Origin of the sequence: Clostridium sp. (genome assembly GCF_017888565.1) — a bacterium.
Classification (GTDB): Bacteria; Bacillota; Clostridia; order Clostridiales; family Clostridiaceae; genus Clostridium.
On record NZ_JAGHFX010000069.1, the window covers coordinates 1 to 17,610 of the forward strand.

General features: G+C 28.2%; 12 protein-coding genes. 1 reads left to right on the top strand and 11 read right to left on the bottom strand.

All coding sequences use genetic code 11. From position 1 onward, the window contains the following. The first annotated feature begins 245 nt into the window (after positions 1 to 245). Positions 246 to 401: a hypothetical protein gene (locus J7M87_RS13740; RefSeq protein ID WP_291651654.1), complete on the top strand. Its 156-nt coding sequence runs from the start codon at positions 246 to 248 to the stop codon at positions 399 to 401. A gap of 26 nt (positions 402 to 427) precedes the next feature. On the opposite strand, the gene J7M87_RS13745 is transcribed toward J7M87_RS13740, so the two are convergent. The 11 genes from J7M87_RS13745 to J7M87_RS13795 form a co-directional block, all read right to left on the bottom strand. Then, positions 428 to 1,762: an MATE family efflux transporter gene (locus J7M87_RS13745; protein ID WP_291651713.1), complete on the bottom strand. Its 1,335-nt coding sequence runs from the start codon at positions 1,760 to 1,762 to the stop codon at positions 428 to 430. 197 nt (positions 1,763 to 1,959) lie between these two features. Next, complete coding sequence (locus J7M87_RS13750; RefSeq protein WP_291651656.1) at positions 1,960 to 2,697, bottom strand: hypothetical protein; 738 nt, start codon at positions 2,695 to 2,697, stop codon at positions 1,960 to 1,962. 206 nt (positions 2,698 to 2,903) lie between these two features. Then, complete coding sequence (locus tag J7M87_RS13755) at positions 2,904 to 4,589, bottom strand: FUSC family protein (protein ID WP_291651658.1); 1,686 nt, start codon at positions 4,587 to 4,589, stop codon at positions 2,904 to 2,906. Positions 4,590 to 4,837: 248 nt separating this feature from the next. After that, entirely contained in the window at positions 4,838 to 7,720 is a 2,883-nt protein-coding gene (locus J7M87_RS13760; protein WP_291651659.1) for a VWA domain-containing protein, read from the bottom strand. A gap of 14 nt (positions 7,721 to 7,734) precedes the next feature. Next, entirely contained in the window at positions 7,735 to 9,522 is a 1,788-nt protein-coding gene (locus tag J7M87_RS13765) for a BatA and WFA domain-containing protein (protein ID WP_291651661.1), read from the bottom strand. Positions 9,523 to 9,534: 12 nt separating this feature from the next. Beyond that, the gene (locus J7M87_RS13770; protein WP_291651663.1) at positions 9,535 to 10,419 is read right to left on the bottom strand and encodes a DUF58 domain-containing protein; all 885 of its coding nucleotides are present in this window, start codon (positions 10,417 to 10,419) and stop codon (positions 9,535 to 9,537) included. A gap of 3 nt (positions 10,420 to 10,422) precedes the next feature. Beyond that, positions 10,423 to 11,406: a MoxR family ATPase gene (locus tag J7M87_RS13775; protein ID WP_291651665.1), complete on the bottom strand. Its 984-nt coding sequence runs from the start codon at positions 11,404 to 11,406 to the stop codon at positions 10,423 to 10,425. A gap of 12 nt (positions 11,407 to 11,418) precedes the next feature. Beyond that, positions 11,419 to 12,978, bottom strand: a complete 1,560-nt coding sequence (locus J7M87_RS13780; protein WP_291651667.1) for a pectinesterase — start codon at positions 12,976 to 12,978, stop codon at positions 11,419 to 11,421. Between the two features lie 4 nt (positions 12,979 to 12,982). Further along, entirely contained in the window at positions 12,983 to 13,876 is an 894-nt protein-coding gene (locus tag J7M87_RS13785) for an ABC transporter permease subunit (protein ID WP_291651669.1), read from the bottom strand. Between the two features lie 14 nt (positions 13,877 to 13,890). After that, complete coding sequence (locus J7M87_RS13790) at positions 13,891 to 14,814, bottom strand: ABC transporter ATP-binding protein (protein WP_291651671.1); 924 nt, start codon at positions 14,812 to 14,814, stop codon at positions 13,891 to 13,893. After that, complete coding sequence (locus J7M87_RS13795; protein WP_291651673.1) at positions 14,814 to 17,222, bottom strand: hypothetical protein; 2,409 nt, start codon at positions 17,220 to 17,222, stop codon at positions 14,814 to 14,816. Before J7M87_RS13795 ends, J7M87_RS13790 begins: the two co-directional genes overlap by 1 nt. Positions 17,223 to 17,610 lie beyond the last annotated feature (388 nt).

Consider the following 17,610-nt stretch of genomic DNA (forward strand, 5'->3'; position numbering starts at 1 on the left):
AGATTTCAAAAAAGGTTAAAAAATATGGCTCCAATTAAATATCGAAGCCATTTTTGTAATTCACAATGATATATCCCTTTTAACAATGTCTACTTTTTAGGGGTCAGACCAAAACGCGAGCCCCTTTAAAAAAGAAAAATATGTATAATTTTGAATTTATTTATTCTTAACTTAATTAACTAATAATTTTTTTCAAATCTACTAATACTATAAATGTTATTCTATCTTTTTAGGAGGTAAAAATTATGAAAAATGATAATAAAAGAACTCATTCAAAGGAAAATGTTCTAAGAAATGGGACAAAAACTCAAAATCAACAAGCAAATAGTTCATATAACTTTACAGTTGAAGAACCAGCTCTTAATGAAAGTGGAATTGAAGCAAAGAAAAGAGGCTTCTAAAAAAAGCTGTCTTGCGACAGCTTTTTTTAATTTATTATATCTATAGATTTCATTTTCTTAAAGTAATAAATTCCAAGTGGAATTGCTGCTGAAAGCCATGCAACTGGATCAGCTAAGCATATTCCTGTATATCCTATAAAACTAGGTAAAATAAATGCTACTAAAGCTCTTGCTATAAGCTCGAAAGCTCCTGCCATCATTGGTACAAAAGATTCTCCCATACCTTGAAGTGCATTTCTATATATAAATATTAATCCTAATGGTATAAAGAATATAGCAGAATAATTAAGACATTCTTGAGCATATGCTAAAATACTTGCATCTGGATTTTCAATGAATAATCCTACAAAGAATTTTCCTCCAAATACTAGTATGATACCTGCAATAATACTTGTAATTACAGATATTTCAGTGCATTTTTTTACCCCTTCTTTAATACGTATGTAATTTTTAGCTCCTAGGTTTTGTCCACAATATGTCGCCATAGTAACTCCAAATGTTATAGCTGGTTGCATTACTATTTGTAATACTTTTGATGCTGCTGTATAGGCTGCAATAGCTGAGGAACCAAAAACATTTAAAGCTCCTTGCACTGTCATAATTCCAGCAGCTGTTATAGAAAATTGAAGCGCCATTGGAATTCCAATTTTTAAATGTTTTTTATAAACTCTGCTCTTAACTTTAAAATCATCTTTTTTAAGTCTTAAAATTTTATATTTTTTATAAGTATAGACTATACATAGTAATCCAGAAACTCCTTGAGAAATAATTGTTGCCCATGCAGCTCCAGCTACCCCCATTGAAAAGTTAACTATAAATACTATATCTAAAACTATGTTTAATATAGAAGCAACTATTAAAAAATATAATGGAGTTTTACTATCCCCTAAAGCTCTTAGTATCCCTGCTATAATATTGTAAACTACAGTAGCTATAGTTCCCCAATAAATTATTATTATATAAGCATACGCATCATCTATTATATTATCTGGAGTATTCATTAAATTAAGCATAGGCTTTGCTAGTAAAACACTAACTAATGTTACTACAATCGTTGCTATTACAGATAATACTAATGCACTTGACACAGCTTTTTTCAAGCCATCTTCATCTTTTGCACCAAATTTTTGAGATACTAAAACAGCAAATCCACTTGTTAATCCAACAACAAAACCATTTATCAAAAATGACATAGATCCAGTAGATCCAACTGCTGCTAATGCATCTACACCTATAAATCTACCAACTATAATAGTATCTACCATACTATAAAATTGTTGAAATATATTTCCTATAAGTAGCGGTATTGAAAATAATAGTATTAATTTAACTGGATTTCCAGTCGTCATATCCTTTGTCATATTTCTTGCCATAACTCTACTAATCTCCTATAAGTTTCTTCTCGATTATATAGAATACCATCTTTCTTAAAAATTATAAAGTATTTTTATACTCTCATATAAAATATTTATTTTACAAACTTTTATATTATGTTAAGTAAACTTAAATAAGTATTAACTCTATGAGCTAATACTTACTTTAATGCTTAAATATTAAATTATCTTCTACTTCTATGGTGTTTACTACTTGAAGAACGTCTTCTGCCGTTATTTGAGTTTGAATTTGAACTAACATTATTATTCATACCGCCACCATTCATAGCATTAAAAAGCGTACCTAATGGATCCATTTGTGAGTTCCCATTATTATTCATATTACTAGCATTATTATTTGAAGAAGCATTAGTTTGGCTTCCTCCACCCATTAGCATACTCATTAACTGGTTCATATCTACACTACCATTACCTGAGCTTCCTTGCTGATTGCTTCGATTTGTTCCATTCATTCCTCCTAATCCATTCATAAGCATTGACAAAGGATCATTTGCATTAGGATTATTATTACTTCTGTTATTAGAATTATTATTACTTCTGCTATTGCTATTGTTTCTATTATTAGGATTGCCCATATTTTGATTTGGCATATTCATACCACTTCCACCCATAAGCATACTTAATAATTGGTTCATACCATTTCCTTGACCATTCATTCCGTTACCTAAACCGTTCATTCCTCCCATTCCATTCATTAACATAGACAATGGGTTATTATTGCCTCCATTCATTTGATTTTGGCCACCCATAAGTCCACCGCCCATCATAGAACCTAATAACATATTCATAAGTGGGTTTCCTCCACCTAATCCACCTAGCGGATTTCCTCCACCCATATTAGGCATTCCTCCACCCATTTGACCTCCCATAAGCCCTCTAAAAATCATGTCCATCATTTGCATATGGTTTCTCCTATTAAATTATTGTTACTATATAAGTATTTATCTTCATACGCTTTTGCTACATAATTATAAAATTTAATATTTAATTTATTAGACACTATAAAAAATAAGAACAACATTTATGCCATATCCTTAAGTTAACATAGATGTTGTTCTTATTTTTATATTTTTCTAAGTCTAAATTCACTAATTAATATACTTTACTTTTATCTACTTCCATCCCTGAAATTTATATAGCTATTATACAGCTCATTTACTTCTTTTCTTTTACTATTTAAAAGCTCTCTTATTTGAATACTATCGTTTTCTCTACTTGAAAGTTTCATCTTATCTTCAATAAATCCAGTTATTAAATAAAGGTTCCTTATACTATAATCATTATGATCTTTTGGAACATCTTCTTTCATTTGATCTATTAATGAATTATATATTTCGATTAAATATTTATGCATGTCTTTAATTTTATATGGTAATATATATTTATTTGCAAGAAGTGTTAGTATTGCTCCTATAATAACAAATAGTATTCTATTAAACACAATCTGAATAGTTCCTCCAACTATAGCAGCAGATGCAACTGCTGACACTGTAACACAAATCATTTTACCTCTATAGTTTTTTGTAAAAGGATCTAAATATCCTGCTAATAATATAATGCCACTTCTAGCAGTTTGATTCTTAACGAATCCAAAAGATACTAGTACTATTAATCCACCAATTAATGTTGCTTTAATTCTATCTTTAACTCTTGTATAGGAAACTTCTGAATAAGGTTGTATTAATGAAAATATAGTAAAGCACATCCATCTGCCTTCTGATAAATTAAAATATTGTGCTAAAAATACTGTAAATGCACCAACTATACCAAGCCTTACTGAATATCTAACCTTTGATGAATATATATTAAAATTACGCTTATGAACTGTTACTTTATGAAAATGATGAGGAATATCATAATCTTTTTTTATATAAGATTTTTCTTTTTTACTTAATATACTTATTTCTTTAACTTCACTTATAAGAGTATTTATTAAGTTAATAAATTCATCTACATAAGCTTTATCTATTTCATCATCGTATATATGATTCTTAAGAATCTCTATATTACTTGATTCAAAATCTCTATTTTTTATGATTGTAACTTCATTATATACATCATCTAGTAAATCCTTATATTTATTCTTATTTTCTAATTTATTTATAGAATCTAATAAAATATTAATTCTCTCCAAAGCCCATAATATATCAGTGCTTATAGTTGCATCATTAGTTAAATAATAGTCATCTACTCTCTTGTCAAATATTATTCTCTTTAATGAATTTATTAACTCTATGATTTTTATATTTTCTTCATCAAAACTATTATTTTCTTGTATTGCTTTAATTTTAACTAAAATATTATCACTAATGTTATCTAATATTTTACTCCCAACTTTAAAAACCTTATCTTTATTTATGATAAATTGAATTAACATTATAAATATAGAACCAAAAATTAATGATAAAAATCTATTAAATAATACTTCTCCTTCTGCAGGATAAAATAACATAAAAAAGTATTGGAGTCCAAATGGTACTACCAAGGACTTTTTTAAATTATAACTAAATAAATATCCTATTATAAAAAGAGATATAAAATTAATAAAAATGCCTATCCATATATTTTGAATTGCTAAAACTGAAAAAAATAAAGTAAATAAATTTACAGCTAATATTTTTATAAAATTCCTAAAAGGTGCTGCTGTTAAATCTTTTTCCATAAATACTAATGCAGTTGTTATTACAGTTACCCCTACTAAGGTGTTTCCCTCACCAAACATAGACTTAAAAATAGTAACAAATAAAATTATAGATACAAATATTATTGTGTTTGTTATTATTTTTTTTCTCAAAAGCATCCTCTCCTTTTTATATACAAGAAAAAATACTATCACAATGAAATATTAATTACAACAACGTAAAAATTATGAATTTTTTTTTAATATTATCCTCATTATAAAAAATTTTATTAACATCTTTTATTAAAAACATATAACAATTACTCCACTTGTAAATTCAAAATCAATCTTAAATAATGTTTTATGATTTTTAGTACATAAAATAAAGGACATATGATTTTTAAATCATATGTCCTTTATAGCTATATCTTCTTTCTATCGCTCTTTTTCTTAAGAAGAACGCTTGTATCTAATGATTCTTTCTTTGAACCTTCTTTCTCTAACTTTTTCTTTAATCTTTTACTTTCTTTTTCTCTAATTGTTTTATCTTTGCTTTCATTTTCTTTATTCAAATTTTGCTCATCAGCTTCAACACTTATTTTAGTGTAAGTTTTATTTTTTCCCTTAATATTTTCTGATGATATACTCTTTTCTTTAATATCTTTCTTTTCTTCTTTTATATTAATTTCATTATTTTTTATAGAATTAGTATTTTTAGCTACTTTTTCTTTTTTAACTTTATCTTTTCTCTTTTTAAAGAATCTAACTAAATCTATATTTAATCTTCTATAAGCTATATCAAGCATAAACAGTAAAATACTAATTATTATTAATGGAGTTGTCAAATTTATCTTTTTATATTCTCTTTGAAGCTTTCCTTCAAAAACTTCTTCTGGCTTGTTTATAAAACTTCCCTTAGTTTCTTTAACTACTACATCTAACTTTTCTCCATTAGTATTAAATTTATATTCATCTGAATATTGAAGAGCAAATGCTCCTTTATAATTATTTTTTACTTCTCCACTTTCCTCTTCTCTTATACTAAAATTATAAAATCCTAATGAGTCTAATGGAATATTAGCTTCAAATTTTCCTGGTTCAACTTGACTTAATTCGAATTCCCCTTCTTGGCCATTTTCACCATTGTATATCCCTTTAACCTTTGCATCTTTAGATATCTTATCATTATAAAATTCTACTTTTGCTTCATTTCCTTCTTGGCTAATATTAAGTTTTCCTTCTTCTCCATACTTTGGAATAGTAAAGTAAACCATATTTTTTATAAGCTGTGGTCCATACTCCCAGGCTAAATAGTTCTTGCTCCACTGTCCACTAACATCTGATGTAAAGCTTACTGTTCTCCCTATTCCATATTGCATTGCTGCAAGTATTGGCTCATCATGATTCGAGCTTAATATTTCAACTGCATTTTCTTTGATAGATGTTCCTATATATCCAAGCAAGCTTGGAATTCCATCTGATGTTTTTACTCCTGCTAATATTTCATGATTGCTTAATATCTTAGGAGTAAATTCTTCATTTATTATATATGTCCCTGCTGATAAAAGAACTTCCTTTGCAAATATTCTAGGAATATCAGTATATATATCTGTATAATAACTTCTTCCTTTTCCTATTGAAGCCAATTGATTTAAAAGATCTGCATTAGCACCTTCACCAACTGCTACTGTTGAAAGAGTGATATTATTATCAATAAAGTTTTGAAGAAGACTAGCATAATTATCAAGTCCATATCCATCTTGACCATCAGTTAATAATATTGTGTGCTTTATTTTAGCACTACTTTGCATTTGCATATTATAACCTTGTTCTAGTGCAGGATATATTGAAGTTCCCCCTCTTATTTGAATCCCTGAAATAAGTTCCTTTATAGCTTCTTTATCTCCAACCTTTTGTAGTGGTACAACCTCATCATAAGTATCATCAAAGGCTATTACTGATATCTCATCTACTTCTCTTAAGTTTTCTAACGCCTTCATTGCAGCTTCCTTGGCTAAAGTTAGTTTACTAACTCCACCACCTTCAGCACTCATACTACCTGATTTATCTATTATTAAATTGATACTTATTGCAGGAACTTCATTTTTTCCCCTCTTATCCATATAAACAGGTAATACTTTTTCAAGTGAAGTATCTTTATATCCTCCAAGGGCATAGGAGTCCTCACCACCAAAGGTAATTAATCCACCACCATAATCCTTAACATAAGCTTCTATATTATCCATAAAGCCATTGCTCAAATCATCTCTATGAACATCATTTAAAACTATTGATTTATATTCTAATAATTCATTTAAAGTACTTGGTGATGTACTTGGAGCTATTTTTTTAATATTAGCAACTGAATTTGATAATATTTCTTCTAAAGCTTCCGAATCACCTTTAACTCCATTAATAAGAAGAATATTAGGCTTATCCATTACGTTTGTAAAAGTACTAAATTCATTATTAACTTTATTTGTATCTCCCTCTGCTTCTACTAAAACTCTATAACCCTTAAATCCACCTGAGCTTTGCTTATCTTTAAATACAAAGGAGTTCTTTCCTTTTTGTATTTGTACCTGCTGCTCACCTACTTTATTTCTTCCTGAAAATAATGTAAGCTTTGCCTTTGTTGCATAATTTGATTTTATATCAATAGAAACCGAAAACTCCTCTCCTACTGATATATTATCTGGTACCTTAACATTATCAACGTAAATTTCTTCGCCTTTTTCTCCAGTAATTTTATATACTTTAAAATCTATTTTTTGTTCATTTATTAATGGTGTAGACTTTAATATATCACCTTGATTTTCTTCACCATCGGTTATTAAGACTATTCTTTTAGAGCCACCTCTTTCAAATAATCCTAAAGCACTTTCTACTGCTTCTTGAATATTTGTTGCTGTAACCACCGGCTTTTCGTCTATAGATTTATATTCCTTTTTCTTATTTAGAACTTTATCAATTTTTGAATTATCTCCAAATAAAACTACTCCTGCTTTATTTCCTCTTGGCATTGACTCTATAGCTGTAGATATAAAATCTTTCCCTGATTCTTCAAAGTCACTTGCACTCTCTGATACATCCAATAAGAATACAGTTGATATATTTCTACCTTTTAAATTTATAGTTATATTTCCAAATGCTAATATTAAAAGCGTAAAAACTACTATTCTACTTATAAATATTGCAATTTCATTTTTACTCCATGGTTTATATTTTTTAAAGCTATAATACATAAAGGCAAAAATTATTGGAATCAATATTAAAAAGTATAAATTTCCTATTTCTATTTTCATCTCTTCTTTGCCTCCTAATTTCCTTTCTTATACATAATCCATTCAAAAGCTACTACTGAAATAGCTAATATTATAAGTAATGGATAAAGGTTTAATCCTCTCTTTAAGTCAGCTTTTGCATCATTTATATTTTCACTTTCACCAATATTATTTATATTAGTATTACTTTCCTTTTCTGATGGAAAGTTAACTGAAAATAATTCCTTTTCTTCTAAGACATTTAGCTTATAAACTCCAAGTTCACTATCTTCCTTTATCTCATCACCTGATTTTATGTCCAATGTATTTCCACTTGGATATGTTAAAGTAATATTATTATCTAAGGATACGCCTTTAGCTATTATTTTTTCTCCAGCCTTAAAGTTGCTTTTATATACCATTCCACTTGATATTAAATTTTCTCCTAATTCATACATTAATACAGGAAATTCTTTTTTAAGTGCAAAATCGCTATTATGAAGGTCAAAGGATAAAGCAGCTATTTTTCTTCCATCAACTTCTCCCTTAAAACCTATATAATTATCATCTATATTTAAAAAACCTCTTCCGTAATAAGGAATTTCTATTGCATTATACTTAGCAGCAGTAAATGTTGTATCTTCTAAATACTTTGAAAGTTCTCCTATAACAGCTTTAGCCTCTCCCCCTTCGCCACCTGAAACAACATTAAAGAATTCATTTGAAGCTGGATTAATAAATAGTATGCTTCCTTTCGATGGCATTATATCCGGAGTAACATTATCAAATACATATAAATCATATGCATCTGCACTTGTTAAGTTTGATGCATCATTAGTCTTATATACTTCTGTGTTTTCAATACTACCAAATGCTCTTTCTAAGAATACATTTTGTTCTGTAACTATAAGAACCTTATTAACTTTTTTCTTTCCTACAACATGGTTATAAGTATTATCCCCTGAAATCATATCTTTTCTAGATAATTCTCCTTTTAAGACTTCACCATTTATTTTAGGTAAATCAAAAGTTAATGTTTTATTTTCTCCTTCTTGTAATTGCAAGCTTTCAACAGCAGCAAGTTCTTCTCCATCATAAAGAGAAAAATCACCTTCATAAACTCCTGTTCCTCTATTTGTTATAGTTGCTATAACTCTTACTTTATCTTCTAAAAACTTATGAGATACATTGTCAACAGATGCATTTACTCCTGAATTAGCTAATGATATAACCTTTCCATTTATATCCCCTAATGAAAGTTCTTTATCTGTAAAAGCTATAACTTCGTATTCCTCTTCAATTCCTTGGCCTATTGCCTTTATAAAGGATAAAGTATCATTTATATCTCCAGTATTATAACTTTGAGATATTGAGTCAATTATTTCATTAGAAACTTCTTTATTAAAATCTCCATTTTGAAGTAAGTTACTACTTCCATCAAAGCTTATTATAAAAGTATTCGTATCATCCTTTGTTGATTGTAAAAACTCCTTAGCAAGGGCTTTGCTTTCATCTAGCCTAGTATTATTTCCATATTCAGCACTCATGCTTGCAGTATTATCTAATACTAAAATAATATTTTTATAACTCTTACCTCCAAAGTTTAAAAAAGGTCTCATTAAACTTAAAATAAGTAAAAGTAATATTATTATTTGTAAAAGTAACATAATATTTTTTCTTAGCTTTTCCCATGGAGTGTTTGCTCTAGTATTTTTATAAACTTCATTCCACAAAAGTGTTGAAGATATAACCTCTTCTTTATACTTTCTTTTTAATATATAAAGCATTATTAAAAGAGGAATTGTTATTAATAAAAATAAGGGCCATAAATTTGTGAATCCCATAACATCATCCCCCTAATACAATACTCTTTTCTTACTAAACTCACCTAATATTATCTCTTCTATTTCCATAGATGAATTTACACTTATAAATTTACCACCATATTTTTTGGTAATATCCTCAATAGATTTTTTATATGATTTTAGAGTATTTTTATACTCTTTAATCAAACTTGGAGTTAAACTCATTTTTACATTTTCACCTGTTTCGCTATCTATAAAGGTAATTTCATTATTAAATTCTGGATCAATCTCTTCATTTGATAATATTTGAACTAATATTATATCTTGCTTTTTAAAAGCTAAATACTTAAGAGCATCTTCTAAATCTTTTAATCCTTCATTATTCAAAAAGTCAGATACAACTACAGATACACCTCTAGGCGTTAATTGTCTCTTTTTTATACTACTTGTAAGATCTGTTTTACCATCAAATTCAATATTTTCTAGCTCTTTTAATATTCTTTGAAAGGCTTTGTTTCCAGCTGCTGATTTTATACTTTGTATATCACCATTATCCATAGTGCTTATATTAACTCTATCTAGATTATTTAAGGCAATATAGCTTAAAGCAGCAACAACTTTTAATGCTGTATCTTTTTTATTTTCATTTCCATAATCCATTGATTTACTTTTATCAACAAAGAAATTAAAGACACCTTCTCTTTCTTCCATAAAAACTTTTATAAAAAACTTATCAAATCTACCATATGCATTCCAATCTATTCGCCTAAAATCATCACCTGGAGCATATTCTCTGTAATCAGAAAACTCTACAGAAACTCCCTTTGCCTTTGACTTTCTTCCTCCTTGTGTTCCTGAAGAAAGCTTAAAATTTATATGCATATTTATTTTATTTAACTTTTTAAAAAAGTCCTCATTAAATATCCTTTCGCTCATTTTTTACACAACCTTTAAATCTTCTAGTATCTTATCTATAATGCTTTCTTCTGTTAAGCCTTCTGTTATAGCATCAAAATTTAGTATTATCCTATGTCTTAATACTGGATAAGCTAAAGCCTTAATATCTTCAAATGATACATTTAATCTTCCTTCCATAACCGCTCTTACTTTTGCCCCACTAATAATGCCTTGTGCAGCTCTTGGACTTGCTCCTGCTTCTACATATCTCTTAACAAACTCTGAAGCTTCTGTAATTTCTGGATGAGTTGCTAATATAAGCTTTAATGCAAATTCTTTAACTGCTTCTGCAAGCTTTATTTCTCTAATTGTTTCTCTTATCTTTAATATTTCATCACCTTCAAGAACTGCATCAATTTGAACTCTATTATTAGTTAATGTTAAATCCATAATTTCTTTAAGCTCTTGAAGATTTGGAAAATCTACATTTAACTTAAATAAGAATCTATCTAATTGTGCTTCTGGAAGTGGATATGTTCCTTCTTGTTCTATTGGATTTTGGGTTGCAAGTACCATAAATGGTTTTGCCATTTCATAAGTTGTCTTACCAACTGTTACTGTTTTTTCTCCCATAGCTTCAAGTAAAGCAGATTGAGTTTTAGGAGTTGCTCTATTTATTTCATCTGCTAATAGTAAATTTGTAAATACAGGCCCCTTTTCAAATTTAAATAAAGTTGTGTCATTTTCTTTAACTACTATATTTGTTCCAACTACGTCTGCTGGCATCAAGTCTGGCGTAAACTGTATTCTAGAAAAACTTAAGTTTAATACCTTTCCAATTGTTTTTACTAATTGAGTTTTTCCCATTCCAGGCATACCTTCTAAAAGCACATTACCATCTGCAAAAATAGCAATTAAAACATTTCTGATTATATCCTTTTGTCCTATTATCCCTTTTGATATTTCTTCTTCGCATATTCTTATTTTCTCTGAAACTTCTATAATTTCTTTTTCACTTATTTCCATCTTTCTCACCTCTTAGTTTAATCCTTCAAAATAATCTTTTATAAGATCCTTTAAACTCTCTGGAAGATTACTATTATTTGCACCTTCTAATGCACTGTTAGTATAATCTCCTATTACCTTATCATAATTTATTTTATTTCCATCTAAATTGAATCCATTTTCAGTTTCTATACTTTGAGAATTTCCCTCTTGATTTTTATTTCCAGTTAGATTTTCATCATTTCCAACTTCTCTTCCTGGAATATATATTTGCTCTCCTTTTTTATTATCTAAATCATTTTCTTTGCCTTCATCACTTCCCATATTCCAGCCAGTTCCACTTCCATTTCCACTTCCACTACCTGATCCATTTCCTTCGCCTTCGCCTTGACCTTCGCCCTCTCCTTGACCTTCGCCTTCGCCTTGTCCTTCGCCTTGTCCTTCGCCTTGTCCTTCGCCTTCTTTATCTCCAGGCTTCTTTCCACTACTATTATTTTGTGAATTTTGAATAGCCTCCTTTAAACTTTCTGCATCAAGCTTTCCATCTAAAACTGAATTTGAAGCTTCACTTAAGGCTTCTGAAAGATTTTCATCGCTTACACTATTAGCAGCATTTGCAAGAGCTTTTGATAAATTATTTAACTCACTACTGCTCATATTTCCCAGGGATTTTTTCAAGTCTCCTAATGCCTTTTCTAATTTTTCCTTATCCTTAGACAATATTGCATCTGCAAGCTCTTTCCCTTCCTTCTTTTTCATAAGCTCATTAGTCAATTTATTTAAATCCTTCTTTGCTCCTTCTTCTTTCTCTTTATTAAACTCATCTAATAAATTTTTTTGAGTTTTTTCTATGGCAGCTTTACTTTTATCATTTTTAGCTTCATTCTTTTTATCTTCTAGCTTTTTTTCCATTCTTTCTAAAGTTTTATTTATATCAAGCTTCTTTTCGCTTTCCTTTAATTCCTTTTTGGCATCTTCTAATATCTTTTTTATAGCCTCTTTTTCTTCTTCAGTTAACTCTTCTGATTTCTCAACTAACTTCTTTTCTTCTTCAATCTTTTTAATAAAATCCTGCTGGTATTTATTAAATTCTCTAATTGAATTAGCTTCCTTTTTAGCTGAAGTATCTATAATTAAAGTTATAGAACACATTATTATTAATCCTAAAGCCATAAATATTTGCTTTTTATCTACAGTTATTTTCAAATTATCTTTTATGCTAAAATTTTTAATAAAAGATACAGTATCTTTCTTTTGAGCAATTGAAATATTATCTTCTTCATTTATTAATTCTAAAGAAGTTGTAACTCTTTCATTTAACCCTTTTGAATCAACTATTAAAGCAACACTTTTTTTATCAGGTGCTTTTACAAAACCATATATTATTATTGAAATTAATCCTACAGCTAAAACACTAAGAGAAACTTCTTCTACATATGGAAATGTTATAAATAAAGATATTAATAATAAGCATAAGATTAAGCATAGTAGGTATTTTAAACCTACTATGCTCAAGTTTATTATGAAGTTCGCCCTAATTCTTTTTGATGCCTTTTTTATAAAGGTTAATATTTCATTATTTAAAGAATTCATAGCTTTACTCCTTTACTTTATTCTTTGTCTTAATCTTTACCTTTTTATTTCTTTTTCTATTTAGTGGATTTAACCTTCTAGCTGCTAAATATAAGAATATAAAAGTTAATATTCCTTGAATTCCTATAGAAATATATTCAGCATATTTTGAAATTCCTATTTCTGTAAGCATATAAAGAAAATCATTTCCAAGTCCTACTTGATTTGAAAGCATACTTAAAAATCCAACTGCTGGGCTTAAGTATACTATAGGTGATATTGTTGGTGTCGTAGTAATTGGACCTCCACTTAGTCTCATCATAGTAATAATCCAAATTACATAAGCTATAACTATAGTACCTACAAATGCAAATAATACTATTGCATAGGTTAAAGCTGTTGCAACTTTTGATGTCTTAACATATGTTGAAACAAATACCCCTATTGCCCCAACAAATATTGTATTAATAATAAATGATAATATAAGAACTAATATATTACTTATCTTTACTCCACCAATTAAGGCACAAACTGCATATAGAGGTATTGTGCATACTATTAACATTATTACCTTAAGTGATGATGCTAATAACTTCCCAATTATTATTTGAAATGAACTTAATCTAGTTGATAATAATATATCTAAGGTTTGCTTTTCTCTTTCTGAGCATATTGAAGTTGCCGTTAATGATGGTACTATAAACATTAACAGTACAGCTTGAGCAACTGCCATACCTATATAAAGCATTACTGAACCTTGCATATTTAACCCACTTGCATAAATCTCATTACTATAAGTATTGTAAAAAATTAATGTTCCTGCTGCTAATATGGCTATATAAATTAATAGCATAATTGTAAATCTAGGTGTTCTTACAGTTAATCTGCTTTCATTTCTTAAAACTGGATTCACTCTCATTTTATCTCCCCCTTCTAATTATTATCCTCTGTTATTTGTATAAATACATCTTCTAAATTACCTACTGCTTTGGCAAAACCTATAACTGATACATCTTGTATAACTAAGGCTTTTAATACCTCCTTAGTTTCCTTATCTCCTCCAGCTACATTTGCTGTAATTTTGTTTCCATCTAAGGAAATCTCTTTAACATCTGGTATTTGTTTTAGAACTTGTATTGCTTTTTCAGGCTCCTCCATAACAGTTATATTAATAGGGGCTGCCCCTGATGCTCTAATCATAACTTCTTCTACAGTTCCTTCACATACTATAGATCCATTTTTAATTATTCCGATTTTAGTACATATTTCTCCAAGTTCAGAAAGTATATGAGAAGAAACTATAATTGTCTTTCCCATTTCTTTAAGATTTTTTAATATTCCCTTCATTTCAAATCTTGCTCTTGGATCCATACCTGAAGCTGGCTCATCTAATATTAATAATTCTGGATTATGAACTAAACATCTCGCTAAACATAATCTTTGTTTCATTCCTCTTGATAAACCATCTACATTTGCATCCCACTTATCTTGCAGGTTAACAAGTTCTAGTAAATCCATAGATAATTTTCTTGCTTCTTCACCAACAATTCCATATATAGAAGCATAAAATTCTAGGTATTCTATTGCTCTTAAATTATCATAAACTCCAAAGAAATCTGGCATATATCCTATTTTATCTTTTAATTCCTTATTATTTTTTATTGCATCTATTCCATCTACATAAACTTCACCACTATCTGGGGAAAGAAGTCCAGATACTATTTTCATTGTAGTACTTTTTCCTGCTCCATTTGGACCTATAAATCCAAATATCTCACCTTTTTCTATTTCTAAGTTTAATCCATTTAAAGCTTTAAACTTCCCATAAGATTTTTCAAGGTTCTTTATAACTAGCATTATTTTTCCCTCCCCTTAACAGTTATTCGTGGAACCATCGATTGACCTTTCATCTCATCAACAGCAACCTTTATTTTCACGGTATTATTTTCAATATAGTTTTCAATATCTTTTATCTTTTGAAATCCTTGAGATAATGTCATCTTTTCATAATCACTAGTTTTATAATTATATATAAACTTCTCTCCATTTTCTCCACCATTATAACCATATCTATCAACACCAGATTTTACTATAACTTCTGTTACATTAATGTTATCATCAATTTTATAGTCAAATATAATATCACCTTGACCATATATATATCCACTGTATTCATCTAAATGAACATTTGAAGATGAGTTAACTGAATCAACTTTATATGAGAAGAATCCATCAGGGAAGTTTAAAGTACCATCCTTACTCTTAAAATCAATATCTACATCTTGGATTATTGCCGTTGTATCAAATTTTGATATAGACTTTTTACCAAAATCTATTCCGTATTCTATAGGTAAATCAGTAATAGCAATAAGTTTTATTTCTTTACTAATACTTACCTCATCAAAAATCGTTGCTAATAAACTTGATGTTCTTAAAATATTCTTATATTCTTCTGTCTTTAACTTTTCTTTATCATTCCATCTTGCATCATAATATTTTTGGTTTAAAGTCTCTGAATAAGCTTGAAGTCCAGCTCCTCCAGATGCAGTTTCTCCTTCTATAGCCTTTTCTTCCCCTTTAGGTAACTCTCCAAGATCCCATACATTTTGTCCTGCAACTAAAATTAATTTATTTATATTTTTATCTAAGTTATTTTTTACAGACCCATTTAAATTACCGTCAGATAAGTTAAAGTTTGAATCAATTTTAGGGATAACTTGTTCCTTACCTACAACCTCGAAAGTTTTCATATCTAATGCATCACTATCAGCAAATGTAAAATAAGAATTATTTCCCTTATAAGTTGTTTTTACTCTTAATCTATCCTTTATTTCTTCTTCTGGATTACCATAATAGCGCATATCATCTGTAAGATAGCTCATAGTCAAATCTTCTGGCTTTTCTATAACTACATCATCCTTATATTTTGTCCCTATACCTATATATCCCTTAGCTACTCCTTTTCCCTCTTTATCTACTGAAACTATATTATTTTGATTTAAAATTATATCATTCACTCTTGTTGATGAACCCATAAAATAAATAACTAAAGCAAATATAATTGATATTGCTGGAACAGCTATCCATGTTAAATCTCTTTTATTTAACTTCTTTAAAACTATATAAAGTACAACACCTATAATTAATGCATATAGACTAAATACTACTATTAATGACTTAGTTCCTACTATTTCATTTATTGGAATACTTTGAATAAGATCTCTTGCTCTGTAATATCCCTGTCCCACATATCCACCATTCATATTCTTATCAAAAACACCATTTGCTGCATCTGTAAGAATTAAACTCAAGAATTTACTTGCATCTTTTGATGATATTAATGGTTCTAGCCCTAAATCAAAAGTTGTTATTAGTATTTCACCTCTACCTTTTTCGATAGAATAAACTAATGGCTTTTCTGATGTCCCATTTTTAATTTTTGCATCTTTAACTTCTAAATTAGAAGTTATAAGTTTTAAATTTTCTTCTACTAAAGTTAAGTTCTCTTCCTTAACCCCATTAGATTTTACTTCTAAAAAGTCTTTATCGATACTACCTATAGTTTTGGATTCATTTGCACCTGAACCTAATATTAAAGTTCCACCTTTATTAATCCATGAATTTATTGCATCATATTGCTCTTTTTTCAAATTAGACATATTATAGTTATTTATTATAAGTACATCTAATCCATCTATGTTTAAATTATTTTCTCCTATTATATTTTCATCAAGATATACACTTTCAAGTGTTCCTTCAAAACCTCTACTTGAATCAAACTTTACATTTCCAATATACCCAAGAGAAGTAGCATCATCAGTTAAAACTCCTGTAAATACATTTGTTTCTGTCACTCTTCCACTCGATACTAATGTTTTCTTTTGAGATAAAACTTTTCCATTTTCAACAATATTAACTGTCATTTTACTTGAATTTTCTAATACCTTTACAGGTATTAGAACTTTACTTGTCTCACCTTTAGTTAATGAAACTTCTTTACTATAAGCATCATAAGTTCCCATATTTGAACTAGCTACTCTTATTTCTATTTCACCTGTAAAATCTCTTTCTAAGCTATTAACTTCTACAGTTACAGGTATATATTTCATAGCTCTATACTTACCTTGTATTCCATAACTAACTTTCATTTCATAAGCTTCTGATTCGCTAGTTTTAGCATTTACTGTTATATTAGTAAAAGAAAAACTTATAACGATTAAAGCTATAAAAGTAATTATCATACTCTTTTTTAAAAACGACTTCATTACTATTCCCCCTAGGTTACATATTTTTAATCATATATCTTAATTGTAGACCAATTAATATAACTTTCCCTTAACAATTTCTTAAAATTTTCTTATTTTTAACATATTCAGTAAAATATTCTTGTAATTTGCACTTATTATCTAAAACTTCAAAAATAACTAATATATAATGATTTATAATTTATGTAAATTTTTTGCAATTTACTCTTTTGTATATGGATATATTCATTAAAAATTCTTTTTTAAAAGTTTTAGATTGTTCTAATTTAAAATATAAAAATCCATATTTTAAATTGAAACAATCTAAAATATGGATAATTTTCTTTTTTCATATATAGTATTTATTTTTAGATATTATTCTTAAAATCTATGCTAAGACTAATAAATT